At 59.3% G+C, this 23,611-nt stretch carries 24 protein-coding genes and 1 pseudogene; 10 read left to right on the top strand and 15 right to left on the bottom strand.

The window, feature by feature from the left end:
• Window positions 1-11 precede the first annotated feature (11 nt).
• The 3 genes from tnpC (at window position 12) to PFLQ2_RS29215 (ending at window position 3,096) form a co-directional block, all read left to right on the top strand.
• The gene (gene tnpC / locus PFLQ2_RS01500) at window positions 12-1,538 is read left to right on the top strand and encodes an IS66 family transposase (protein WP_003177796.1); all 1,527 of its coding nucleotides are present in this window, start codon (window positions 12-14) and stop codon (window positions 1,536-1,538) included.
• 143 nt (window positions 1,539-1,681) lie between these two features.
• Window positions 1,682-2,671: an Abi family protein gene (locus PFLQ2_RS01495; RefSeq protein WP_003186773.1), complete on the top strand. Its 990-nt coding sequence runs from the start codon at window positions 1,682-1,684 to the stop codon at window positions 2,669-2,671.
• 176 nt (window positions 2,672-2,847) lie between these two features.
• Window positions 2,848-3,096, top strand: a complete 249-nt coding sequence (locus PFLQ2_RS29215; RefSeq protein ID WP_088021807.1) for a DUF3077 domain-containing protein — start codon at window positions 2,848-2,850, stop codon at window positions 3,094-3,096.
• Here PFLQ2_RS29215 and PFLQ2_RS01490 read toward each other — a convergent pair.
• Window positions 3,047-3,811, bottom strand: coding sequence for an SDR family oxidoreductase (locus PFLQ2_RS01490; protein WP_003186774.1), 765 nt, complete (start codon window positions 3,809-3,811; stop codon window positions 3,047-3,049). The genes PFLQ2_RS29215 and PFLQ2_RS01490 overlap by 50 nt on opposite strands.
• Window positions 3,812-3,908: 97 nt before the next feature.
• On the opposite strand from PFLQ2_RS01490, the gene PFLQ2_RS01485 reads away from it, so the two are divergent.
• A complete protein-coding gene (locus PFLQ2_RS01485) occupies window positions 3,909-4,865 on the top strand; it encodes a LysR family transcriptional regulator (RefSeq protein ID WP_003186775.1) in 957 nt (318 codons plus the stop codon).
• Between the two features lie 115 nt (window positions 4,866-4,980).
• Here PFLQ2_RS01485 and PFLQ2_RS01480 read toward each other — a convergent pair whose 3' ends face one another.
• From PFLQ2_RS01480 to PFLQ2_RS01470, 3 genes are all read right to left on the bottom strand, one after another.
• Entirely contained in the window at window positions 4,981-5,517 is a 537-nt protein-coding gene (locus tag PFLQ2_RS01480) for a dihydrofolate reductase family protein (protein WP_003186776.1), read from the bottom strand.
• Window positions 5,518-5,640: 123 nt separating this feature from the next.
• The gene (locus PFLQ2_RS01475; RefSeq protein ID WP_003186777.1) at window positions 5,641-5,925 is read right to left on the bottom strand and encodes a type II toxin-antitoxin system RelE/ParE family toxin; all 285 of its coding nucleotides are present in this window, start codon (window positions 5,923-5,925) and stop codon (window positions 5,641-5,643) included.
• Entirely contained in the window at window positions 5,915-6,157 is a 243-nt protein-coding gene (locus PFLQ2_RS01470; RefSeq protein ID WP_003186778.1) for a CopG family ribbon-helix-helix protein, read from the bottom strand. The genes PFLQ2_RS01475 and PFLQ2_RS01470 overlap by 11 nt, the downstream gene beginning before the upstream one ends.
• A gap of 319 nt (window positions 6,158-6,476) precedes the next feature.
• Here PFLQ2_RS01470 and PFLQ2_RS01465 point away from each other — a divergent pair, with 319 nt between their 5' ends.
• Window positions 6,477-8,084, top strand: coding sequence for a methyl-accepting chemotaxis protein (locus PFLQ2_RS01465; protein WP_003186779.1), 1,608 nt, complete (start codon window positions 6,477-6,479; stop codon window positions 8,082-8,084).
• A gap of 55 nt (window positions 8,085-8,139) precedes the next feature.
• On the opposite strand, the gene PFLQ2_RS01460 is transcribed toward PFLQ2_RS01465, so the two are convergent.
• Window positions 8,140-8,817: an RES family NAD+ phosphorylase gene (locus tag PFLQ2_RS01460; protein WP_003186782.1), complete on the bottom strand. Its 678-nt coding sequence runs from the start codon at window positions 8,815-8,817 to the stop codon at window positions 8,140-8,142.
• Window positions 8,817-9,227, bottom strand: a complete 411-nt coding sequence (locus tag PFLQ2_RS01455; RefSeq protein WP_003186783.1) for an MbcA/ParS/Xre antitoxin family protein — start codon at window positions 9,225-9,227, stop codon at window positions 8,817-8,819. Before PFLQ2_RS01455 ends, PFLQ2_RS01460 begins: the two co-directional genes overlap by 1 nt.
• 313 nt (window positions 9,228-9,540) lie before the next feature.
• Between PFLQ2_RS01455 and PFLQ2_RS01450 the strand changes: the two genes are divergently transcribed.
• Complete coding sequence (locus PFLQ2_RS01450) at window positions 9,541-10,467, top strand: LysR family transcriptional regulator (RefSeq protein ID WP_003186784.1); 927 nt, start codon at window positions 9,541-9,543, stop codon at window positions 10,465-10,467.
• Here PFLQ2_RS01450 and PFLQ2_RS28260 read toward each other — a convergent pair.
• From PFLQ2_RS28260 to PFLQ2_RS01410, 9 genes are all read right to left on the bottom strand, one after another.
• Window positions 10,384-10,701: an AzlD domain-containing protein gene (locus PFLQ2_RS28260; RefSeq protein ID WP_033046341.1), complete on the bottom strand. Its 318-nt coding sequence runs from the start codon at window positions 10,699-10,701 to the stop codon at window positions 10,384-10,386. The genes PFLQ2_RS01450 and PFLQ2_RS28260 overlap by 84 nt on opposite strands.
• Complete coding sequence (locus PFLQ2_RS01445; RefSeq protein WP_003186785.1) at window positions 10,680-11,393, bottom strand: AzlC family ABC transporter permease; 714 nt, start codon at window positions 11,391-11,393, stop codon at window positions 10,680-10,682. The genes PFLQ2_RS28260 and PFLQ2_RS01445 overlap by 22 nt, the downstream gene beginning before the upstream one ends.
• Entirely contained in the window at window positions 11,390-11,830 is a 441-nt protein-coding gene (locus PFLQ2_RS01440) for a GNAT family N-acetyltransferase (protein ID WP_003186786.1), read from the bottom strand. Before PFLQ2_RS01440 ends, PFLQ2_RS01445 begins: the two co-directional genes overlap by 4 nt.
• A 13-nt stretch (window positions 11,831-11,843) precedes the next feature.
• Entirely contained in the window at window positions 11,844-12,590 is a 747-nt protein-coding gene (locus tag PFLQ2_RS01435; RefSeq protein WP_003186787.1) for a 2OG-Fe dioxygenase family protein, read from the bottom strand.
• A gap of 235 nt (window positions 12,591-12,825) precedes the next feature.
• Window positions 12,826-14,112, bottom strand: coding sequence for an OprD family porin (locus PFLQ2_RS01430; protein WP_003186788.1), 1,287 nt, complete (start codon window positions 14,110-14,112; stop codon window positions 12,826-12,828).
• A gap of 250 nt (window positions 14,113-14,362) precedes the next feature.
• The gene (locus PFLQ2_RS01425; protein WP_003186789.1) at window positions 14,363-15,034 is read right to left on the bottom strand and encodes a DsbA family protein; all 672 of its coding nucleotides are present in this window, start codon (window positions 15,032-15,034) and stop codon (window positions 14,363-14,365) included.
• A gap of 221 nt (window positions 15,035-15,255) precedes the next feature.
• Complete coding sequence (locus PFLQ2_RS01420) at window positions 15,256-15,456, bottom strand: hypothetical protein (RefSeq protein ID WP_003186790.1); 201 nt, start codon at window positions 15,454-15,456, stop codon at window positions 15,256-15,258.
• A gap of 242 nt (window positions 15,457-15,698) precedes the next feature.
• Window positions 15,699-16,805, bottom strand: a complete 1,107-nt coding sequence (gene aguA, locus PFLQ2_RS01415) for an agmatine deiminase (protein WP_003186791.1) — start codon at window positions 16,803-16,805, stop codon at window positions 15,699-15,701.
• Window positions 16,806-17,081: 276 nt separating this feature from the next.
• Entirely contained in the window at window positions 17,082-19,994 is a 2,913-nt protein-coding gene (locus tag PFLQ2_RS01410; protein WP_003186792.1) for an aminotransferase, read from the bottom strand.
• Window positions 19,995-20,226: 232 nt separating this feature from the next.
• On the opposite strand from PFLQ2_RS01410, the gene rfbB reads away from it, so the two are divergent.
• The 4 genes and pseudogenes from rfbB (at window position 20,227) to rfbD (ending at window position 23,600) form a co-directional block, all read left to right on the top strand.
• On the top strand, window positions 20,227-21,309 hold the full coding sequence (gene rfbB / locus PFLQ2_RS01405; protein ID WP_003186794.1) for a dTDP-glucose 4,6-dehydratase: 1,083 nt from the start codon (window positions 20,227-20,229) through the stop codon (window positions 21,307-21,309).
• Window positions 21,306-22,181: a glucose-1-phosphate thymidylyltransferase RfbA gene (rfbA, locus tag PFLQ2_RS01400; protein ID WP_003186795.1), complete on the top strand. Its 876-nt coding sequence runs from the start codon at window positions 21,306-21,308 to the stop codon at window positions 22,179-22,181. Before rfbB ends, rfbA begins: the two co-directional genes overlap by 4 nt.
• Window positions 22,178-22,723, top strand: a complete 546-nt coding sequence (gene rfbC / locus PFLQ2_RS01395) for a dTDP-4-dehydrorhamnose 3,5-epimerase (protein WP_003186796.1) — start codon at window positions 22,178-22,180, stop codon at window positions 22,721-22,723. The genes rfbA and rfbC overlap by 4 nt, the downstream gene beginning before the upstream one ends.
• Window positions 22,720-23,600 (top strand): annotated as a pseudogene (rfbD, locus tag PFLQ2_RS28265) (dTDP-4-dehydrorhamnose reductase). The gene rfbC and the pseudogene rfbD overlap by 4 nt, the downstream one beginning before the upstream one ends.
• Window positions 23,601-23,611: the final 11 nt, after the last annotated feature.

Genomic DNA, 23,611 nt, shown 5'->3' on the forward strand with positions numbered 1-23,611 from the left:
AAATCGGCGGTATGACTTCGCATCCGAATCTCGATCAATTAAACCCTGAAGAACTGCGAGCCTTGGCGGCGCAGTTGATCCAGCGCGTCGAGACGATGGACAAGCAAATTACTCATCACAAGTCGGTCAACGAGAAGCTGGCCCACGAGATCGCGCTGCTCAAACGCTTCAAGTTTGCCAAGCGCAGCGAGCAGCTAAGTCCGGATCAAGCCAGCTTGCTCGACGACTTGATCGACACCGATATCGCCGCCATCGAAGCTGAGCTTGAAGCACTGCAACCCGTGTCTGTCGAAGCCAAAATGCGCCAGCAGCCCAAGCGCGCTGCGCTGCCACCGCAGTTCCCTCGCACTCTGATCCATCACGAACCGGAAAACAGCCACTGCCAATGCGGCTGCGCCCTCAAGCGTATCGGCGAAGATGCCAGCGAAAAGCTCGACTACACACCGGGCGTTTTCACGGTCGAGCGCCATATCCGTGGAAAATGGGCCTGCGAGCAGTGCGAAACACTGATCCAGGCGCCGGTACCGGCGCACGTCATCGACAAAGGCATCCCGACGGCGGGCCTGCTGGCCCACGTCATGGTGGCCAAGTTTGCCGACCATCTGCCGCTGTATCGGCAGGAGAAAATCTTCGGCCGCGCCGGACTGCCTATTGCTCGCTCGACCTTGGCGCAATGGGTGGGCAACTGCGGCGTGCAATTACAGCCGCTGGTTGATGCGCTGCGCGAAGCCGTGCTGACGCACGGCGTCGTCCACGCCGACGAGACGCCGGTACAAATGCTGATGCCTGGCGCTAAGAAAACTCACCGCGCTTATGTCTGGGCCTATGCCACCAGCCAGTTCTGCGATCTGGCAGCAGTCGTTTATGACTTCAGTCCGAGCCGTGCTGGCGAACATGCCCGAGCCTTCCTTGGCCACTGGAACGGCAAGCTAGTCTGCGACGACTTCGCTGGCTACAAGGCAGGCTTTGAACTGGGCGTCACGGAGATCGGCTGCATGGCCCATGCACGCCGCAAGTTCTTCGACTTGCACGCGACCAACAAAAGCCAGATCGCCGAAAAAGCGCTGCACTACATCGGGGCCTTGTACGAAGTAGAACGAGAAGTCCGCGAGCTGGAACCGGGTGTCCGACAGCGAATACGGCAGGAAAAAGCAGCGCCTATTATCGACGCACTTCATACCTGGATGATCGCCCAGAGGCAGCTTGTGCCTGAGGGATCGGCCATCGCCAAGGCATTGGATTACAGCCTCAAACGCTGGATAGCGCTAACGCGTTATCTCGATGACGGTGCTGTACCCATCGATAATAACTGGTGCGAGAATCAAATTCGGCCGTGGGCTCTTGGTCGCTCGAACTGGCTGTTCGCGGGCTCGTTACGCAGTGGTAAACGTGCCGCAGCGATCATGAGTTTGATCCAGTCGGCGCGGCTCAACGGGCATGATCCGTATGCGTATTTGAAGGATGTTCTTACACGCCTGCCGACGCAGCGGGCGAGTGAGATTACCGAGCTGTTGCCGCACAGGTGGGTGCCCGTTTAATCACGCAAGGTGTGTTGGGCGGACGCTTACGTTGACGGCCCCTTACACCCACCTATAATGCACCCCAACACACCCGCCAAGCCTAGGTTGACCCAGTCAGCAAGCTCAAATCGTGCGGGTTTTTTTTGCCTGGAGAAAACTACATGAGGCCCTTCGACAAACCGGCTCTCAGCGTAGAACAGCAATTGGAACTGCTAAAGCAACGAGGCTTGCACATCGCCAACGATGATCGGGCCATGCGTTTTCTTGAAGTGGCCACGCTGTTTCGCCTGAGTCCTTACATGCGCCCTTTTCAAGAGCCAGACCCTGAACATACTTTCAAGCCAGGCAGCACACTGAAGGCAATCGTCGACATCTACCGCTTCGATGGTTCGTTGCGGCGCATTACCATGGACGCCATCGAACGTGTCGAAGTCGCCATACGAGCGACTATCAGCAATCATATGTGCCCAAAGTATGGGGCTGACTGGATAGCTGACTCGTCAGTCTTCTCCTCGTCATACTCACACCCCGATCTGTTGCGTCCGTTGCGGGAGCAAATGAATAAGGAGCGCAGCAAACTCAGACGTGATATTGACCGCATCAAAAAGGGTCGACAAGCCGATGGGCTTCAGCACCAGCGGATCGAAAACCGCATGCGCGACAATTATTTTCGATATTACGGTGCAACCTATGCCCACCCTGAGTTGCCGCCCGCTTGGGCGATCATGGAAGAGCTGAGCCTTGGGACGGTATCTGCTCTCTTCAATGCCATAGGCAAAAGCGCCGACAAGAAAGCTATTGCCACCCGCTTCAGCCTGCCCTTCGAAGTATTAGCCTCCTGGCTACACACGTTGACCTTCATTCGCAACTGTTGTGCTCACCACTCCAGACTATGGAACCGAGAGCTTTCGATTCGACCGTCCTTGCCTAAAGAATGGACCATCCCAACGGCTCCTGCTAACCGACCTCAGCCCAAACAGCGGTTATACATCGTATTGACGATGCTGGCCTACCTAACCGACTTGATCAGCCCAGACAGCCAATGGAAGCTTCGCCTGGCCGAAATCATGGATCGGCAGGAAGTGGATTATTTGAGACTCATGGGGTTTCCAGATAAATGGAAGGATCAGCAGCAATGGCGCCGAGCGTAAAAAGCTAGAAACAGAACAGGATTAATGTTTTGAGTTCCGCTGCGAGGACAACGCCAGGGAGTTGGTGTCCGGTCTGTAGGGACAAGTCCAACTCCCGGTTTTCCTACCCCGTGCATGGCCGCCACCCAATCCCGTAGGAAGGACGGTTGCGGCTCTCACAGTCAAGGAGCCAGGCAATGCCGAATCCGCAAGACCTCAAAACCGTAGGCCTAACCTTCTTCTCCTACCACGCCGACCGCCCTCTCTTTCGCGTCAACAGCGGCATACCCGTAGGCGAAGCCCTAACCCACGCTTCCAACCTCCTCCACGTTGCCAAGGTCCTGGCCGAGGGCGCGGCGATGATTCGAGGTACGGATCGTTATGCCTGGGCTTCACTCAGACCAACCGAGCCCCGCCATCGATGTTCAACGTGGCGCCGTTCATAAACGTATTGGTCATCAAGAAAACGGTAGCCGCGCCTGCTTCAGCGGCGGTGCCCACACGATGCAACGGCAACGCTTGTTCCCATGCGCGGACGTACGCATCGCGCCCCTCGCCCAGGGCTTTGCTGAAAATGGGGGTGTTGATCGGGCCTGGGGACAGGGTGTTGACGCGAACGGGCGCCAGTTCCAGAGCCAAGCCACGGGCCAGTGCTTCCATGGCTGCCGAAGCAGCAGCGAGCACAGCGGTGCCGTGGGCATTGGGCCGATCGGCCAAGCAGCCGGAGACAAAGGTGATGGAACCGTCCTTGGACAACCGATTGCCGAGCGCGCGAATGGCGTGCACAGAGGCCCATATCCGCTCTTCAAACGCCCGGCGCAGGTGATCGATTTCCGCATCCAGCACCTTGCCCGCCACAAATGTCCCGGCGAGTAGAACCAGATGATCCACGTGTGGGATGTCCGCCAAGGCGGCATAGATGGCTTCGCTATGGGTGACATCAGCGGCACGCCAGCCGGCGAGCCCGTGCTCCAGGGCTGCTTGTTCGGCACGTTCGGCGTTGGAGCCGATTACTATCACGAGTGCCCCGGCAGCTTTGGCTTGAATCGCCGCGGCTAAACCAATGCCGGACGTGCCGCCGAAAATCACCACGGTGCGGCCTTCCAATTGGGCTGGAAGCGGTTGGGTAAATGCGTTTTGTGTAGCTGTGGAATGGGTCATGGTCTCTCTCCTTGAACGCCCTGATGGCGTCGATGGGCAAAGACTAAAGGCGCGAGCCAATATTGATAATTAGGGCATAAGTCGCTTTACTGATGCCATGAAGGAACAAATTGGGTTGGACCGCCTTACAGGTCTCATTGCCTTTGCTCGCGCAGCCTCCTTGGGCAGCTATACCGCTGCAGCGCGCGATTTATCGGTGTCGCCGTCTGCCATCAGCAAGAGCGTGCAACGCCTGGAGCAGCATTTCGAGCTGAGTTTGTTCAGCCGTACCACCCGCTCGCTCACTCTGACAGCGGAAGGACGAGACCTGTACGAACGAGCGTTACGGATTTTGCGCGAGGTGGAGGACATTGAGCAGGCTGCTGCTGCCTCGCGCGCTGAGCCCTCCGGCACCTTGAAAGTGACAGCGCCACCACCTATCGGACTGAACATATTGGCGCCGGCGATTCCCAGGTTTCGCCAGCGCTACCCCAAGCTCGCCATCGACCTGCGCTTGGGCGATCAGTTTGCGGACATCGTCGAGCAAGGCATCGATGTGGCCGTGCGCGTGGGCGACCTGACCGACTCGCGACTCATCTCTCGTAGACTGGGGCCGCATCGAATTTGCGCTTTTGCCTCGCCAGCCTATTTAGCCGAACGCGGCACGCCGCTGGAGCTCAGTGATCTGGCCGACCACGACTGCGTGAATTTTCGCTACCAGAGTTCGGGCCAGGCGTTGCGCTGGCCATTCAGCGTGGGAGATCGAATAGTGGAAATCGCACCCGACGCCTCCATCATCATCGACGCCAGCGATGCGGTAGCCGCGGTGCTCGCAGCGGGCGGTGGCATTGGCATTTCACCCACCTATGTCGCGGCGCCTTATGTCGCTCGGGGAGAACTGAAGCCGCTCTTTCCACAGTTCGCCGTCGACCGCTCCTCCATCACAGCCTTATGGCCTGAAAGCCGCCGGGCAAGCCCGAACGTTAAAGCGTTTGTAGGTTTTCTGAACGAGCTGTTTCCCACCCCCACGGCGTGGGACGAGATCGTAGCAAAGGGCGCCCTGAACTCCATCTAAAGTGTCCGCTTCCAGCTCATTACAGGAAGAAGGGCTGCTTCGCAGCCCAGCGGGAGCAAGCTCCCTCGACACGTGGAATATTCATTGAATCATTCCCCGTGGATAGCCGGGCGGATCATGCACCCAGGCGATAGGTGGACTGAACCAATCCCGAAGGAAAGCTGCGACTGGATACCAGCTTCAATTCAACGTCCTGCTGAAGGGCCCCGAACAACGGTCTACCCGATCCGATCAGCACAGGAACCGTGGTGATCACCATGTCGGCGACTAATCCATCACGCAGGAATGACTGCACCACTTGCCCGCCGTCGACATAGACTCGACGTACGCCCTGCGTCGCCAGTTCCTCCATCACGTCCCTGGGTGAGAGGTGGGAGAAACGCACCTTACCCTTCAGCGCCTCGGGCACCGGCGAATTCGCCAGTTGTTCAGACAGCACCACCACGGGCCTTTCATAGAACCAAGTGTCAAAGGTCAGTACCTTCTCGTAGCTTCCCCGCCCCATCACAATCACATCCTTGTCAGCAATGAAGTCTGAGTAGCCATGGTCCTCGGTTGGATCGTCGCGTTGCAAAAGCCAGTCGATGTCACCATCGGGCCGGGCGATGAAGCCATCCAGACTGGTGGCGATGAAAACGTGGGCAGTGGTCATCAGAATCTCCTTGCGGTGCGTGATCAAAAGCCGAATGAGAGGCCTTCCTTGTGTTCTGCCGCTCCGGGGTACGGCACGCAAAGAAAGGTACAGCCCTAATAGTTCTGGACTACGCTCTCCCGTTTACCACTGGGCACGAGGGCGTTGCCTTGTGTGGAACACCCCAAGAATTTGAAGCCGATCACCGAGTACCCGATAGGGAATGAGATAGGACCAATTAGGAACTGCCCATTCCCGTGTGTTCTTTACTCGACCTTCACGGCCCATGGTTGGGAATTGGGCCAACCGTTCTACGCTGGCAAAGATTGCATCGGAAAAGTCGTCAGCAGCCTTGGGGGTTTCAAGGGCTATGTAACTGGCTTCGTCTTCCAGGTTTTTAAGGGCTTTTTCCAGCCACTCAACCCGCATCCCTGCTCCAGCGTCGGGAACGCATCGCGGCTACTTGACCATCGGAGGCGAACTTACCTTGATCGGCCTCCTCTACCGCCAGCTCGATTTGTGCGGTCAACGCCTTCTCGTGCTCGATGTAATCACGAAGAACGTCCATCGCCAAATAGCTCACTGTTTGGCCATTCGTCTTGGCCAGATCAGAGAGTGAGTTCGAAAGGTCTTCCGGCAGGTTCAGGGAAATCCCGGTCATGACAGCCTCGATAGTGAGCGTTTGTTGAGCATCTTACACCGGCAAGAGCCCGCTTAAATTAGCAGGTCGTCGCGAGATACTTCGGGGCACTGTAGGAGCGGGCCTCAATCCGTCCGGCTGGAGCTTGGGGGTTTGGGCATGGATAAGAAGCACCGCTCCGCAGCCCAACGGGAGCAAGCGCCCTCGCCACGGGTTCTGGGGATATTCACCTTATCGCTCCCCCCGCCGATAGCCTCAAATAAGAACATCGTCCGCCCCAGGGCTCTGCTGTCACTCGACTACACTTGCCCAGAAATCACCGCTCCAGGAGCAGTAAGCGATGAAGATCCGCACCAAAGTCATAGGCTCGGGGTTGGTCAGTCTTTCTTTTGCGCTGTTGCTCGGTGGCATCGGGTTGTGGGGTTATCACTCCATGTCCGAGGCCCTGGTGCAGAGCGAGACCAGTATTTCGGCCATGCGCAAGCACATGGAGGCGGACATGATGCACGACGCCATTCGTGCCGATGTGTTGGCCGCTTTGTTGGTGGTGCGCGGGGATGCTCAGGGGGCCAAGGATGTGCTGGAGGCGTTTGACGAGCATTCCCAGCGGATGCGCAAGGTTATTGCCGAGAACGCCGAGGCGAAGTTGCCGGGGGCGGTCGCTCAGGCGATTACTGAGTTGAAACCACAAGCCGATACCTACATCGAGAAAGCCAAGCAGGTGATCGGCAAGGCGTTGAGCGGTGCCCAGGATGGTCATGCGTTGCGAGCCGAGTTCGACACGGCGTTTTCAGCCTTGGAGGAGCGCAACGAGGCGGTCAGCGAACTGATCGAAAACCAGGCGCAGACGTCGCGCGAGCATCAGGACAGCAGCATCCAAACTTCACAAAGTTGGTTGGTCATTACCTTGCTGGCCACGTGCGTGGCGTTGGCGCTGTTGTCGTGGAGCTTGCTCAAGGCGGTGCTCACGCCGCTGAACAAGATCATCCTCAATACCCAGGCGATTTCCCAGGGAGATTTGCAGCGGTCGATGGGAGCGCAAAGCAAGGATGAGCTGGGCCAGTTGCAAGGGGTGATCGAGCAGATGCAAACGAATCTGCGGCAGATGATCGCCACGATCCGTGGCCAGAGCGACGAGTTGAACGGCACGTCGCGGAATCTGGGCGACACGGCGCGGCAGATCGTGGCCAGTGCCGATCAGCAGGCGCAGAGTGCGACCAGCATGGCCGCGAGCATGGAGCAGATGATGGCGAACATCAGCCAGATCCATCAACACGCCGACAGCGCCCGGACGATTTCGGCGCAGTCCGAACAATTGGCTAGCAGCGGCGGGCAGGTGATTCTCGGGGTGGTGGAGGGCATGAACCGGATCGCCGAGGTGGTCAACCAATCTTCCAGCAAGATCACGGCGCTGGATGCGTCCTCCGAAGACATTCATTCCATCATCCAAGTGATCAAGAGCATCGCCGAGCAAACCAACTTGCTGGCACTCAACGCGGCCATCGAGGCCGCGCGTGCCGGCGAGGCGGGTCGCGGTTTTGCGGTGGTGGCCGATGAAGTGCGCAACTTGGCGGCACGCACCACTCAGTCCACCCAGGAAATCACCGCGATGATCGAGCGCATCCAGACCAGCGCCCGGGATGCGGTGGCGAATATGCAGGCGTGCGTCAGTCGGGTGGACGAAGGCGTGAACCTGGCCCAGCAGGCCGGGGTGTCCATCAGCGAAATCCGCACCGGCGCCCGGCATGCCGCCGAGGTGGTGGAAGAAATTTCCCAGACCATTGCCGAGCAATCGAAGGCCAGCGATGAAATGGCCCAGCGGGTCGAATCGATTGCCGAGCAATCCCGGAAAAATACCCGCTCGATCCACAACCTGACGCAAACGGCGGATCAACTGAATGACGCGGCGGGGTCGATGCAGGCTTCGGTACAACAGTTCAAGATCTGACCAGATGCCCGTGGCGGGGGCGCTTGCTCCCGCTGGGCTGCACTGCAGCCCTCCTTCACACCTCGCTCACCTCGAACACAAACGATATCTCCCGCTTCTGGGCACTCCAGACGTACCGAATATGCTTGCCTTGCACCGGAATCGACACCGCCGGTGGGCGAAAAGCGGCTACGCATTCGTGGCCGGGCAGGCGAACGCTGTTGTAGAGCAGCCCCCAAGACAAAGTTTCGCGCAGTTGTCGGGCGAACACTTGGGACGGACCGTAGGCGGCAGGGTCCGGATTGTGGAGGTGCGGGTAGTCGTGGCGGATGTCGTGCAGGGGTTTGACGACCTTGTTGACATAGGTGCGCATGGTCAATTCGAGGTCGGGCTCGTTGGTCGCCCCAAGGAATCGCGCCTGGTGATAGCAGGTTTCGGCGATAGCGGCTTCCTGGCTGCTGGCGGCATAGTAGACGCCGAAAGTGCCGTCGCTGAAGCGGCTGCTTTTGCCGATATGGGTAAACGCCGCCATCACGGGCGAGGAGCCGGGCCCGGAAACCCGGTCTTCGGGGCGCACCCGCGACAGCACGCCGGCTTCAGCCATGAGCCGATCATTGGTCAATGCTTCAAGGGCATAGGCAGTGGCCAGGTCCTCGGGGTCGAGCACGTCTTCAAACAATGTGATCGGCGGGAAGCTGCTGTTGACGATCCGATAGGCCCGTTTCCATTGCGGATCCACCAGCGGTGGCGTCATCAACCGCGCACTCCGTCCAGATAGCGCCGTACATCGGCGATGTCCACCACTCGTCCGGCCAGCATGTAGGTCAGCGCCGACTGGCCGTTGAACGGCGCAGCGGTGTTAGGGCTGCTGACCCATTGATAGGCACGGTCCCGACTGTTGCTGAAGATAATGCTCAGCGCCTTGTGAATACCCATCAGATAGGAAATACGCTCAAGGGTGTCGCGAGGCAGCCGTACGTTTTCCGGCAATTGTTTGTACTTATAGAAAGTCGTGTTTCCAACCTTGCCCAACAATATGCGCTGCTGCTCGACAGTGCAGCCCCAAAGCGTCATGAGATTGAAGAAGAATTTCAACGCGACTCGACCCGCGTCCGGGGAATCCAATTGTTGCTGTGCGTTGAGGGCAATCGAGGAAGTGGCCATGGGATTTGGGCTCCGTTGTTACGGGTGACGCCTAAATAGTAGTACACATATGGATGTAAATTAAGTTTTTATTCGCAAGCGAACAGTCTTTATCAGCCAAAGATGATTTACGCGACGTACTACACACTCCAATACACACCGAAACGGCATGAACGCTAAATGTTGCATAAGCTCCAAAGATCGCCTGCCGGAGCTTTTCGGCACAAAATCGCGACAACCGAGCCAAGGTGCATGATGATAGCCAACACGCACTCCCTGGCACGGGCCAGGTGCACAACAATAGCGAGCCCACTTAAGCAGAGGGCATTACCTCATGGATAGCAGAACCCTACGCAACCTCATGCGCATCGTGCAGACCGGTTCGTTGTCGGCTGCGGCCGAGCATTCGTGTCTTACGGTGCAGGCCCTGGCGGCGCAGTTGAATAAAGTCGAGGAGCAGTTCGGTTTCCGGTTGTTCCGGCGCTCGAACAAGGGCCTGACGTTGACGAGCCAAGGCTCGGAACTGACGCCTTTTATGGATCAGGTGCTGATCGCTACCCGGCAATTGGAAGAGAAAGTCGCGGCGCTCAAGACGCCTCGGCAACGCACGCTCAAGGTGGCGCTCAATACCACCCTGCCAACGGACTTCAACCGACGGATGATCGATCGATTGATCGGCGTCTTTCCCCAGTACCAGTTGGAGTTCAGTTACGCCGAGTCGATGGAGAACCTGAGCAAGCTCAAGAACGAAGCGTTTGACCTGGCGATCCTGATCGGCCAACAGCAAAGCGGCTTTTCCAGTATCACCATGCCGGATGTGCAGGTGCGGGTGGTCGGCGCCCATTGTGGCGACGAAGACGATTCCCTTGGCTTGCTCGGTGACAAGTTCCAGGTGCGTCCGGCAGAAGAATGTCCGTATTCCCACAGCTTTCTTCGCTTTTTGGATGCCGGCCTGGGTGAATATGGGTCAAGCCAGCGGATGGTCTATTCCTGCAGTGAAACCCTGACGTTGTCGTTGATCACTCAGCTCGACGGCCTGGGACTGGTGTCCCGGGAGGCGGCGCTGCGCAACGGGCTGACGATTTTCCCGGACTTCGAGGATTTCCTTGAAGTTCGCCTGACAGTGAACAATCCGGAGTTGTCTAGCCAGGCCCTGCACGATGTAGTGGATTTGCGGCTACAGGAAGGAACCGAGCGCGATGTACGCCGCCGTGCCCACCGCCACACTGAGAAACAGGTTGCGACTGAAATACGCACATAACAGCGTCGGGATCGCGGCGTAAAACTCCGGGCGGTCGAGCTGTATTCGCTGATCCTTGATCAGCAGCGGGGTCAGGCTGATGGCAGCGACGATCGCCACCGGCAGGTATTCCAGCGCGCGGGCGACAAACGGCGGCCAGTGTTCGGTATTGACCTGCAAAGGCAAGGCCCGTGGCAGGAAGGTCACGGCCATCATCAGGGCCACCACCAGGATCAGGAACGTTTGGTCAGGCATACGCCCACCCCGCAGCCAACGAACGTGGCAATGAAGACGTTGAACGGCGAACTGCCCAGCAGGCTCAGCACGCCCATGCAGACGACTGCCGCCAGGGCGGCGATCAGTTTGTTACGGGTATTGCACAATGAGACCAGCACGTAGAGCATCATCGCGGTCAGGGCATAGTCGAGCTGGTACTTGATCAGGTGCGCCGCGTATTGCGCACAAACGGCGCCCAACAAGCCACCCAGCACCCAGGACGTGTGGCAAAACAGGTTGAAGCCAATCAGGTAGCGCACGCTCACAGGCGCCCCACTGCCCAGCTTGACGCTGTGGAAGGCAAAGGATTCATCCGTCAGCCCCGCCGCGTAGCACCAACGCTCGAAACGACTCAGCCCCAATGCCCGCAACGCCTTGGCCATGTAGACGGACATGAGCATGTGCCGTGCATTGATCAGGAAGGTGGTGAGCACGATGGTGGTCAGCGACGCGCCGCTGGAGATCAGTGCCAGCGCCGCAAACTGCGACGCGCCGGCATAGACAAACAGGCACATCGCCACGGGTAACCACAAAGGCAGCCCGGCGTTGACCGCCATCAGGCCGAACACAAACGAAACCGTAAAATAACCCGCTACCACCGGACTGGCTTCAGCGAAGGTACGCGAGGCTTGTGGTTCGACCGCCAGCGGTTGGCTGGAAGTCTTGTTCATAAATCCCTCTCGAAGGTAATTTCACCCCGAGGCTCGCAGAACCCCTGGGCAGCCCAAAAGCGCTTGCCGGCCAGATTAGCATCGTCGACAAAAAGGAACATGCGCAGCACGCCGACCCGCTTCATGTCAGCCGATGCGGCTTCCACCAGGCGCTGGCCCAGGCCGCGGGTGCGATGGAGCGGGCTCACGGCCAGGTGATTGATGGTGCCACGGGTGCCGAGCATGCCGCCAATCACTGCCCCGACCACTTCTCCACTGGCATCGATGGCCAGGTACGCGGTGGTGGTTTCTTGCAACAACACACCGCGCAGGAACCGCGCATCCTGCCATTCACAGAACGACACTTCGTCGAAACCGCGGAAAAACCGCTCCAGGCGCTCGGCATCCCTGACCATGGCCCGACGCAACAGAACCTGCTGTTGCCCCGCGTCGTCCATGGGTTCGAGCTGTTCAGCGAACAATGTCGAAAGCGGTCCCGGGCCGCGAGAAGGAAATCGCCAGGATCTGCCTGAACGCCATCTCATGGCCGTGGGTGTTGCGGGCCGGAGTGACGTAATGGCGCATGTCGCGATCGAGGAAGAACGTGGTGTCGAGGATGTCCTCGTAGGTCGTCGCCGCCAGTTGCTCTTCCTGGGCGGTATACAGCCGGCTCTCTGCGCCAGCCACGTTATGACGGCCCCAGAAGTGCACACCGCTGAAAGGATACCCGTCGCAATGAATCCCTTCGGGGGTGATCTCCAGCTGTTTGCCCGGCTTGATCTCGATGCGAATCTGATGAATCTGGCATTGCCAGATTTCGTCGTGCAATTCCGGCGGCAGAACATTCTTGTAAACGTCGAAGTCCGTGTCGATCAGGCTGCGCATGACGGGGGAATTGATCACTTCGTTGGAAAAATCCTCGAAGTGCCGCTCCAGTCCGCCGACATAGCTGTTGTTGGCTTTGGACTGCACATAGGCCCGGTGTTCGAGCTGCTTGAGCTCACGGGTCGTCGGGTTGTATTCGAAGTCGCTGTAGCGGCGAAAACGCATGCCTGACTCGGCCTGGCCGTAATAGCTGTCGGGCTCCATGTTTTCCCAGCTTTTGGTCAGCCGGACAAAATCGCCGAAATGACCGTAGAGATTGAAGTCTCCACCGCGGACGTTGACGAATTTGTCACGTCTTAGCGCTTCGCCTACTTCCCTGTTCAGAACGATCATTTTTCATAGGTCTCCGCTGCGTTGAGCGGCCTAATCTAGTAGGTGCAGGATTTACGTCCATGAGAAAGTATTTGAAGCATTTCAAGCCCTGCTTGAAACGGAGGCTGAAGATCTATCAATAGAACTTTTTCTATGGAAAACAGAGGGATTTTGCGGTGCTTTTGCCGCTAAACGTTAAAAACCCCCGAGCTTGCGGTCGGGGGTTTTAATCAGGCGCTTATAACGCGATCAAGCATCAAAAGACATTGATCGGGTAGTCCACGAACACCCGCAGTTCGTTACCGCTGACGTTGTACTCGCTGGATTTCTGCGACACACGCAGCACGGAACTGCGCAACCTTACGCTCAGATCCTTGGCCGGTCCGCTCTGGACCACGTATTTGAACTGGTTGAAGATCTCGCGCTCGGTCCCGCCTTCGCTGGTGGAGGTAGTGATGTTGTCACCCCGTACATAAGCGACGTTATAGGTCAGGCCCGGTACGCCGAAGGTGGTGAAGTCCAGGCCATAGCCCAACTGCCAGCTGCGCTCGTCCTCGGCGTTGAAGTCGGACCAGTACGAGTTGGCGAGGTAGATGGTGTTGCCGCCATCACCCACACGGTTCTGATCGCGCTGATAACCGCCATAGGCGTAGCCCAGGTTGCTGTCGCCGGTGCTGCGCTGGTGGGCAAGCGTGAAGCTGTGCGGACCTGTGGCGAAGGTGGCGGCCAGGCTCCAGATCTTGTTGTCGTCGCCGGTGACGTCGTTTTCGCGAACGTAGCTGTTGTCCAGCTTGGTGCGATACCCGTTGAAATCCAGGGTCAGGGACTGATCCTTGGCCAGCGGGAACACATAGTTGGCGTTCACATATTGCTTCTTCAACACGTCTTCGACGTCCGAGGCATAGAGCGAAGCCTTGAACTGCTCGGTGAACTGATAGCTGCCGCCCAACACGTTGATCGACTTCAGGCCACCGCTGTCGCGGCCTTCGGCGCTCTTACGCGACTCGGCAGTGAAACGGCCAGCGTTCAGTTCCAGGCCTTTGATCTCTTTGGAGGTGATCAATGTGCCGGTGTAGCTTTCCGGCAACAGGCGCGAGTTGTCATAGCTCAGCACCGGCAGGGCCGGCATCTGGTCGCCATAAGCCAGCACGGTATTGGAGACGCGGAATTTGACCGCTGCACCGAACTTGGACAAGTCATCGGCCGCATTGCCGCTGTCGCCTCGCTTGAAGAAGTCGATGCCTTGTGCCCCGCTACGGCCCTTGCCGCCGTCCAGACGCAATGCGTACAGGCCGAAGGCGTCTACACCCACGCCCACCGTGCCTTGGGTGAAGCCGGACGAGAACGTTCCGATGGCCGCCTGGCCCCATTCGGCCTTGTCTTTGTTGCCGTCTTTGTAGTCGCGGTTGATGTAAGCGTTGCGCAACAGCACTTTCAAGCTGCTGTCTTCAACGAACCCCTTAGACTCAGCCTGGTCGTTGGCCATGGCGTGTGTCGAGCTCAAAATCCCCAATGCGATCAGACCGATGCGCTTGTTCAACATGATTATTTTCCTTATACGGGTTGATACGCACTGCGGCGGGCAGCCGAAACGGCGCTTTTTGCGCTCTTTTCCGGACTCTTGCTCCTGAAATAATGAAAAGGCCCGCCCACGAATATTCGTGTCGGGCCTTTTTATTATTTAAGAGTCATGGCTGTTAGCCACAGGCGTAGGACGAATGCTAGTCGCGCCGTCAATAGCGTGTCAATTTCGTGAATCGTCTGTAATTAGGCGAAAAACGTCTAACAACCTATCAAAGGGAACAGCCATCCAGGCCACAGGCCAGCGCAGCAGCCGGTGCCTGAACCGGCAGGGCTTGCGCCAGCCATTGGGCGAACGCCTCGGGCTTGCCGAACCACTGGCTGACGTCGATCAGCGTGAACCGGCCATCGCGCTCCAAGGCAAAGGTCGGGAAACCTTGCCCACCAACCTTCGCCAACAAGGTACGGCTGGCCTTGATATGGCCCTGCACATCAACCGCGTCCAGCGTCGCTTGAAACGTGCGTGCCTCAAAGCCGATGGATTGTGCAAGCGCCAGCAGGACGGCTTGGTCGGCGATGCGCCGACCCTCGACGTAATGGGCGGTTTGCAGGTGCCCCAGCAGCTCCAGGCCGCGCCCGCCAAGTTGCTCGGCAGCGAGGATCGCCGCAATTGGCGGTGCCGAGTCGAACACCGCGCTGTCATCGCGTAGCAAGCCTTCATAATAAGCATGGCCAAACGGTTGCCCAGTGTATTCAGCGATACGCCGGTCGTGGGGCATCACGTAGTTGCGCAACTGTGGCGAGACCTGTTGGCGATTGGCTCCGGTCATCATGCCACCGCCATGCAGGATTATCGGCAACACAGCACCGGCGGCCTCCACCAAGGGCTTGGCGCCGTAGCACCAGCCGCACAACGGATCGTAGATGTAATGTAGGGTGCTCATGGAAACTCCACTGGCCGTCAAGATTCGAGGGCAACAGAGTAGCCCCGCAGGCTTTGCGGAAAAACGCCGAAATGGTGTCCAGTCTGTTTCATGTATCGGTCAAATGCGCCGCTTGGGTGGATGACCACCTCCCACAAGGGTTTGGTGTCGATTCGGGAATCTCTTCGCATAAAAAAAGCGCTGCCATCCCGGCCAGCGCTTTTTATCAATCCGTCGAATTCTTATCCTTGCATCACATCCCACAATGCTTCGAGCTCTGCCTCGCTGAACAGGCCAGCAGGGTAACGCTCGACAATCATCAGGCGCGGATCAGGTTCTCTGATCTGACGCGTTCCGTTGGACTTCAACCACTGCGCCACAGCTTGAAGCGACTCACCATTGACGGCCAAGGGATGGCATGTGCTCTCGCTTATCATATTCATTCCAGCGACCCTCCTGGTTGATGAGCGGCCAATTTATCCAAGGGTTATGACAAAACAACTCAGCTCCGCTCCCTGGGACTGTCGGCAAACAGATACAAGAGCTATGCCAATGTTATTGGCAACGCCAATAAACAGGCGCAAAAAACCCGCGCCCCAATCGGGCCGCGGGTTTGCTGGTGTGGATCCAAAAGCGCCGGTCTAGAACCGGCGCGATGGATATCAGCTGGTTGTTACATCGACACTCAATTTGCCCGGGGCGCAGGCTGTTGTTGGGTAAGGCAATGGATATTCCCGCCCCCCAGTAACAATTCGCGACCTGGCACCATGACCACTTCGTGCTGCGGGAACAGGCCCTGCAGGATGGCCATGGCCGGTGCGTCCAGGGGATCGTCAAAACTTGGCGCGATGATGCCGCCGTTGACGATCAGGAAGTTCACGTAGGAACCGGCCAGCCGCACGCTCGGGTTGCGCTCTTGGGAACCTTGCACCGCGTCGACGCCGGCGCACTCCTCTTCGGTGGCATACAACGGCCCCGGGATCGGCATTTTATGCACGATGAATGGGCGCCCCTTGGCATCGGTGCTGTTTTGCAACACATCCATCGCGGCGTGGCAGCGACTGTAGTTCGGGTCCTGCGGGTCATCGGTCCAGGCAAGCAGCACTTCGCCAGGGCGGACGTAGCAGCAGAAGTTGTCCACATGGCCGTCGGTTTCGTCGTTGAACAGGCCATCCGGCAGCCAGATGATCTTGTCCACCGCCAACTGCGCGCTGAGCACCGCTTCGATCGCTTCGCGGCTCAGGTGCGGGTTGCGATTACGGTTGAGCAGGCATTCCTCGGTGGTGATCAGGGTGCCCTCGCCATCGACGTGGATAGAGCCGCCTTCAAGCACAAAGCCTTCGGTACGGTAACGTGGGCTGCGCTCGATCTCCAGGATCTTGCCGGCCACTTGCGAATCGCGATTCCACGGCGCATACAGACCACCGTCGAAACCACCCCAGGCATTGAAATCCCAATCGACGCCGCGCACTTCGCCGTTGTTATTGATCACGAACGTGGGGCCGGTATCGCGGACCCAGGCGTCGTCGCTGGACATTTCCACCAAGCGGATATTGGGCACATCAAGCCGCGCCCGGGCATTTTCGTACTGCGCCGCCGACACCGCCACGGTCACGGGTTCGAAGCGGGCGATGGCCTTGGCCACCGCCGCGTGGGCCGCCTGCGCGGGCTTGCCGCCCAGGCGCCAGTTATCCGGACGCTCGGGCCAAATCATCCAGACCTGGGTCTGGGCCGCCCACTCGGCAGGCATGTGGAAACCGTCCGCGCGGGGCGTGCTGTGCAACGTAGTCATGAATCAGGACTCCAGTGAGCCATCGAAATCATCTTCTGAGCGATGGGCAGAGTGGACTTTATAGCCGATAAAAATCGGCTATAAAAGGGAAAAATACGCAGGACTTCCTGCTACAGCCTAAAAAAATATCGACAAAAATCGGCTAAAGCTCACCGCAACACCTCTGTGAAAGCGAGCTGGCTCGCGATAGCGGTTGGTCAGTCAGATAATTATTGACTGAAAAATCGCCATCGCGAGCAAGCTCGCTCGCTCCCACCTGGATGGGGTAGGGATCTGCTACAGCCCCTCCTCCAGCACCTTCGCCAGCATATCGACGAAGAAGTCGACGCTCTGGCGCGAAGTGACCATGGGCGGCTTGATCTTGAGGATGTTCAGGTAATCGCCCGTGGGTTGCATGAAGATGCCCAGCTCGCGCAAGCGGTTGCACAGCGCCGTGGTTTCTTCGGTGGCCGGCTCCAAGGTGTCGCGGTTGCGGATCAACTCCACACCCAGGTAAAACCCGGAACCATGCACCGCGCCGACCAATGGGTAGCGATCGATCAAGGCTTCAAGCCGAGCCTTGAAATGCCCGCCGACCACTTTGGCGTTTTCCCAGAGTTTTTCTTCCTCCATGACGTCCAGCACCGCCATGCCGATCTGACAACTGACCGGGCTGCCGCCAGCGGACGAGAAGAAGTAGCCCTCGGCTTCCAGCGCCTCGGCGATTTCCCGCCGGGTGATGACGGCCCCCAACGGCTGGCCGTTGCCCATGCCCTTGGCCATGGTGATGATGTCCGGCACCACGCCTTGCTCTTCGAACCCCCAGAAAAACTCGCCCATGCGCCCGTAGCCGACCTGGACCTCATCGGCGATGCACACCCCGCCACGCTCGCGCACCAGGGCGTAGACCTGCTTCAGGTAACCGGGCGGCAGCGCGATCCCGCCTGCGTTGCCGTACACCGGCTCGCAAATGAAACCAGCGAGCTGGCGTTTGCTTTCGGCGATTTTCGCCAAGTTATGTTCGACGCTGCGCACATAATCCGGCGCGCTGTCGGGGCCACGGAATTCGCCACGATAGGTATTGGGAGCAGTCACCGGATGCACCCAGTCCGGACGACTGCTCAGGGCCTTGGGGTTGTCGGCGATGGACGTCGACACCGCATCGGCCGCCACCGACCAACCGTGATAGGCCTCCAGCACACTGAGCATGTCCCGTCCGCCGCTGTAGGCCCAGGCCAGGCGGATTGCCAGGTCGTTGGCCTCGGTGCCGCTGTTGACCAGGAATACCCGGTCCATGTTGGATGGCGACAACGCCAGCAGGCGTTCGGAAAAATCGGCGATGGCCGCATAGTGGAACCGCGAGTTGGTATTGAGCAGCGACCACTGCCGCGCGGCGACCGCCGCCATGCGCGGATGGCCGTGCCCCAGCACCGCAACATTGTTGAGCATGTCGAGGTAGGACCGGCCCTGCATGTCGATCAGGTGATTGCGCCAGCCGCGCTCGATGCGTGGCGGGTCGATGTAATAATGCTTCTGGGACCGGGCAAAACTGGCATCGCGGCGGGCCAGCAGCGCATCCGGATCGATCTCCGGTTCAGCATCGCAAGCCAACCCCAACAACACCGCCGGAGACGGGCACAACGCCTGCCAGGCAGCGGCCCTGGATGGCGTGCAGAACAGCGGCGGGTTCAATTGAGCTCCCCGGCACAACTGCACTTGCAATGGCCCCGCCACTTCGCCCAGCACCTGACCCTTGACCAGCGCCGCCCCGGAATGCAGCGGCGACGTCACGCCCCACAACCGTACGCTGAGCTGGGCGCTGTCCAGTTGCAGCATGCCGTCGGCCGACTTGTGCACGACCCCGGCGAACGGTGATTCGAGGGGCGTGCCAAGCGGTACGTTCAGTTCCACGTGCAACGGATAGGTATCAGGCTCAACGGCGCTGTCCGGCCGAGTGCGAGACAAGCGGTACTGCCCGTAGCGGCTGGCGGCCAATCCGTGAATCGCAGCGGCTTCGCTCAACAAGCGCCGGTCGACGTCCGGTTGCTCCCAGTTGCCGGCCTCGAAATGCGGGCTCAACACGCCCAGGTCAATCAGCGCAAATTCGCGGCCGACCAGGGTTGGCAGCAGCGGTGCGAAGCCTTCGCTGGCAATGGCGGGCAGGCTGTGGCCTGCGGCGCTGAGAATCGCCGCTTCCATCAGCTCGAACGGCACCGAATGGGCGACACGAAAGATTTCCCATTCATGGGCCAAATTATCGCGGCTGTACTGGTTGTCCGGGTCGATGGAAACCTGCTGTTCGCCGCTGAGCACCAATACGGCGGCGCGCGCCACGATCAGCGGCCAAAGCGCCAGTAGTTCCTGGCGCTGCAACGGATTGACCGCGTGATAGGCCTTGATTGCCGGCAAGATAAAGAACGGATCACCGTCGGCATGATGCAGCAGGGCGGCGCAGGTCACCGACAGGTCAGTGATGCGCCAAGTGCGAACCAGGTCGCCGAAATCAATGACGCCCTGCATCTGCCACTGGCGCTGGGCATCGCGCTGCCAGACCACATTGTCATCGGTAACGTCCATGTGGATCGCCTGCACCGGCAGGCTGGCCTTGAGCGGCAGCAAGCGCCGCTCGGCCTGTTCGGCGGTCTCGGCGATCAGCGTGCGCCGTGGCTCGTCCTGGATCACCGGTAGCAGATGGCCGATCAACGCATTGGCATGACGGGCGTCCCATTGCAGCGTGCGCTCCAAACCAGGGTGATCGAACGTGGCCAGGGCCAGGTCGATTTCCGCGCACAGGCGCCCCAAGCCGGTCACGAGGGCAGGTTCCAGATACTTGAGCTGCGTGAGGGACTGGCCGTCGATGTATTCCAGCAGCCGGACATGAACCGCTTGCCCATCGACGTCCAGTGTCAGCAGGTCCGAACCGTTATTGGCGACGATCACCTTCGGCACTTTCACCGCGCTGTGCCCGGCCAGCCGCTTGAGGGCCGCATGCTGGGCCTGGAGCTCCTGGACGTCGTAGTCGCCATGGCAGATCTTCAGCACGAATCGCCCGCGCTCGCTGTCGACGCGGTAATTGAGGTCTTGTTGGCTGCCAAGGGGTCGCAGGTCGCCGCTGAGTCCGTAATTTGCGCGCAGCAGCCCCACCGCCTGTTCGGCGTTGAGCTGTGGGCTTGGCAAACTGGCACGGTGGACCAACGTAGCGAGTGGCATACAACGACCCCTGAGGTGGTTTTGTCGGACGCCTATATCGCCACTGAGTCGGGGGATAAGCAACCCCCTTCTCAGCTGTAGCGTGGCTTGGCATATCGGGCAGGCTGCCGGAGCCCTGATACGACAAGGGTCTTGCCAATCCCATACCGGACAAATCCCTTGCACAGCCTTGATCATGCCGACAAGCTATGCTCCTACTGTTTGGTCGTCTCATGGAAAAAGGCTTAACCGGATGCGCATTCTCATCACCGGCGGTGCCGGCTTCATCGGCTCGGCACTTATACGGCACTTGATCCTTGAGACAGGACATCAAGTCCTGAACCTCGACAAGCTGACGTACGCCGGCAATCTCGAATCGCTGAGCAGCATCGATCACGACAGCCGCTACGAATTCGTCCAGGCCGATATCATCGACCAACCGACAGTCAGCGCGATCCTGACGCGATTCGAGCCCGACGCCATCATGCACCTGGCGGCTGAATCCCATGTGGACCGCTCCATTGACGGTCCGGCGGACTTCATTCAGACCAACATCGTGGGCACCTATAGCCTGCTCGAAGCCACCCGCGCCTATTGGCAGACGCTGGCCGAGCCGCGCAAGGGCGAGTTTCGCTTCCATCATATTTCCACCGATGAGGTGTATGGCGACCTGCACGGCCTGGATGATCTGTTCACCGAAACCACCTCCTATGCGCCAAGCTCACCGTATTCGGCGAGCAAGGCGGCGTCCGACCACTTGGTCCGCGCCTGGCAGCGTACCTACGGCTTGCCCGTGCTGCTGACAAATTGCTCGAACAACTATGGACCGTTTCACTTCCCCGAGAAGCTGATCCCGCTGGTGATCCTCAATGCCCTGGCTGGAAAACCGCTGCCGGTGTACGGAAATGGCGAGCAAGTACGCGACTGGTTGTACGTTGAAGATCATGCCCGGGCGCTGCTCAAGGTCGTCACCGAAGGCACGGTCGGCGAAACCTACAATATCGGCGGCCACAACGAGCAAAAGAACATCGACGTGGTGCGCAGCATCTGCGCCCTGCTCGAAGAACTGGCGCCACACAAACCCGACAGCGTCGAGCACTACGCCGACCTGATCACCTTCGTGAAAGACCGGCCCGGCCACGATCAGCGCTATGCCATCGACGCGGGCAAGATCGAACGGGAGCTGGGCTGGACACCCCGTGAAACCTTCGAAACCGGTCTGCGCAAGACCGTGCAGTGGTACCTCGAAAACCTGCTGTGGTGCCGGCGTGTCCAGGATGGCAGCTATCAGGGCGAGCGCCTGGGCTCGCTTGACCACAAGGATGCGATTGCATGATGAAAGGCATTGTTCTGGCCGGTGGTTCCGGCACGCGCCTGCACCCGATTACCCTCGGGGTTTCCAAACAGCTGCTTCCGATCTATGACAAGCCGATGATCTATTACCCGATCTCGGTGCTGATGCTCGCCGGTATCAAGGATATCTTGCTGATCTCTACGCCCCAGGACTTGCCGCAATATCGCAACCTGCTGGGCGACGGTAGCCAGTTCGGCGTGCAGTTCAGCTATGCCGAGCAGCCGTCACCCGATGGCCTGGCCCAGGCATTCCTGATCGGCGAGCAATTTATCGGCACCGACCCGGTGTGCCTGATCCTGGGTGACAACATTTTCCACGGACAACACTTCGGCGAACAATTGCAGGCTGCCGTCAACCGTCCCAGTGGCGCGACGGTGTTCGGTTATTGGGTCAAGGATCCCGAGCGCTTTGGCGTGATCGATTTCGACCCTGAGGGGCGAGCCATTTCCATCGAAGAAAAACCCTCCATGCCGAAATCCAGCTATGCGGTGACCGGCCTGTATTTCTACGATAACGACGTGATCCAGATCGCCAAGACCATCAAACCCTCCAAACGGGGCGAACTGGAAATCACCGACGTTAACAATGCCTATCTGAACCGCGGGGAGCTGCACGTCGAGCGTTTCGGCCGCGGCTTCGCCTGGCTCGACACAGGGACTCACGACAGCCTGCTGGAGGCCTCGCAATACGTGCAGACCATCGAGCATCGGCAAGGCTTGAAAGTCGCGTGCCTGGAAGAAATCGCCTACCAGCAGGGCTGGGTCAGCCGCGAGCATGTCCTGGAACGCGCCCAGTACTTCGGCAAGACCGGTTACGGCCAGTACCTGTTCAAGATCGCTGGTGAGACCCGATGAAAGTCATCGCCACGTCACTGCCGGAGGTGCTGATCATCGAACCGAAGGTGTTCGGTGACGAGCGCGGTTTCTTCTATGAAAGCTTCAATGCCAAGGCGTTTGCCGAGGCCACCGGCTGCACGCTGCAGTTCGTCCAGGACAACCATTCGCGATCGGCCAGGCATGTCCTGCGCGGCCTGCATTATCAGATCGAACAGGCCCAAGGCAAACTCGTGCGGGTGACGGCGGGAGAAGTACTGGATGTGGCGGTGGACATTCGGCGCAGCTCGCCCACTTTCGGCCAATGGACAAGCGCGCGCCTGTCGGCACAAAACCACCGGCAACTGTGGATTCCGCCTGGGTTCGCCCATGGCTTCGCGGTGCTGAGCGATTCGGCGGATTTTCTCTACAAGACCACAGACTATTACGCGCCATCCGCCGAGCGTTGTATTCGTTGGGACGACCCGGAGCTGGCCATCGACTGGGAACTGGATGGCACGCCGATCCTGTCGCTCAAGGATCAGGCCGGCAAGCCCCTTGGTGAGGCAGACCTGTTCCCATGAATGCTTCCTTGCGCATTCTGATCATCGGCGAGAACGGCCAGGTATCCCGGGCGCTCCAATCGCGCCTGGCCGGCATGGGCGAGCTGATCGTACGCGGCAGCGGCCAGCTCGATCTGGCACGCCCGGATTCCCTGCGCTCGCCCATCGTGGCCCTGAAGCCCGACCTGATTGTCAACGCCGCAGCCCACACGGCAGTTGACCTCGCGGAGACCGAACCGGAGCGAGCGTTCACCATCAACGCCACGGCGCCAGGCATTCTGGCCCAGGCGGCGTCAGAGCTGGGCATCCCGTTGATTCATTACTCCACCGATTACGTCTTCGATGGTCTCAAACCCGCCCCTTATACCGAGGACGACACGCCCACCCAGTGAGCGTCTACGGCCGCAGCAAACTGGCCGGCGAAGACGCCATTCGACACATCGTCGGCCAGCACCTGATCCTGCGCACCAGCTGGGTGTATTCCGTCGAAGGCCGCAATTTCTTGCTGACCATGCAACGCCTGCTACAAGAAAAACCGCAACTGCGAGTGGTGGCCGATCAGATCGGCGCGCCAACCTGGGCCGGCACCATCGCCGACAGCACCGCCCAATTGATCGAGCGCTGGCAGACCGGCCAACACGGGGCCTGGGGCACGTATCACTTGGCGGCCCGGGGCGAGACGTCCTGGTTCGGTTTCGCCCAGGCCATTGCCGAAAGCCTGGTCGAACAACACAAGCCTTGCGCCGTGCTCGAGCCCATCCCGTCCAGCGCTTACCCAACGCCAGCCCAACGTCCTTTGAACTCGCGCCTCGATTGCACACGCCTGTATCGCGAATGGGGCGTGAGCCAACCAGACTGGCGCAGCGCGTTACAGCAGTGTCTTGCCGGACAAGTCTAGTACGGCCTTAC

This window comes from Pseudomonas fluorescens Q2-87 (assembly GCF_000281895.1).
GTDB lineage: Bacteria > Pseudomonadota > Gammaproteobacteria > Pseudomonadales > Pseudomonadaceae > Aquipseudomonas > Aquipseudomonas fluorescens_S.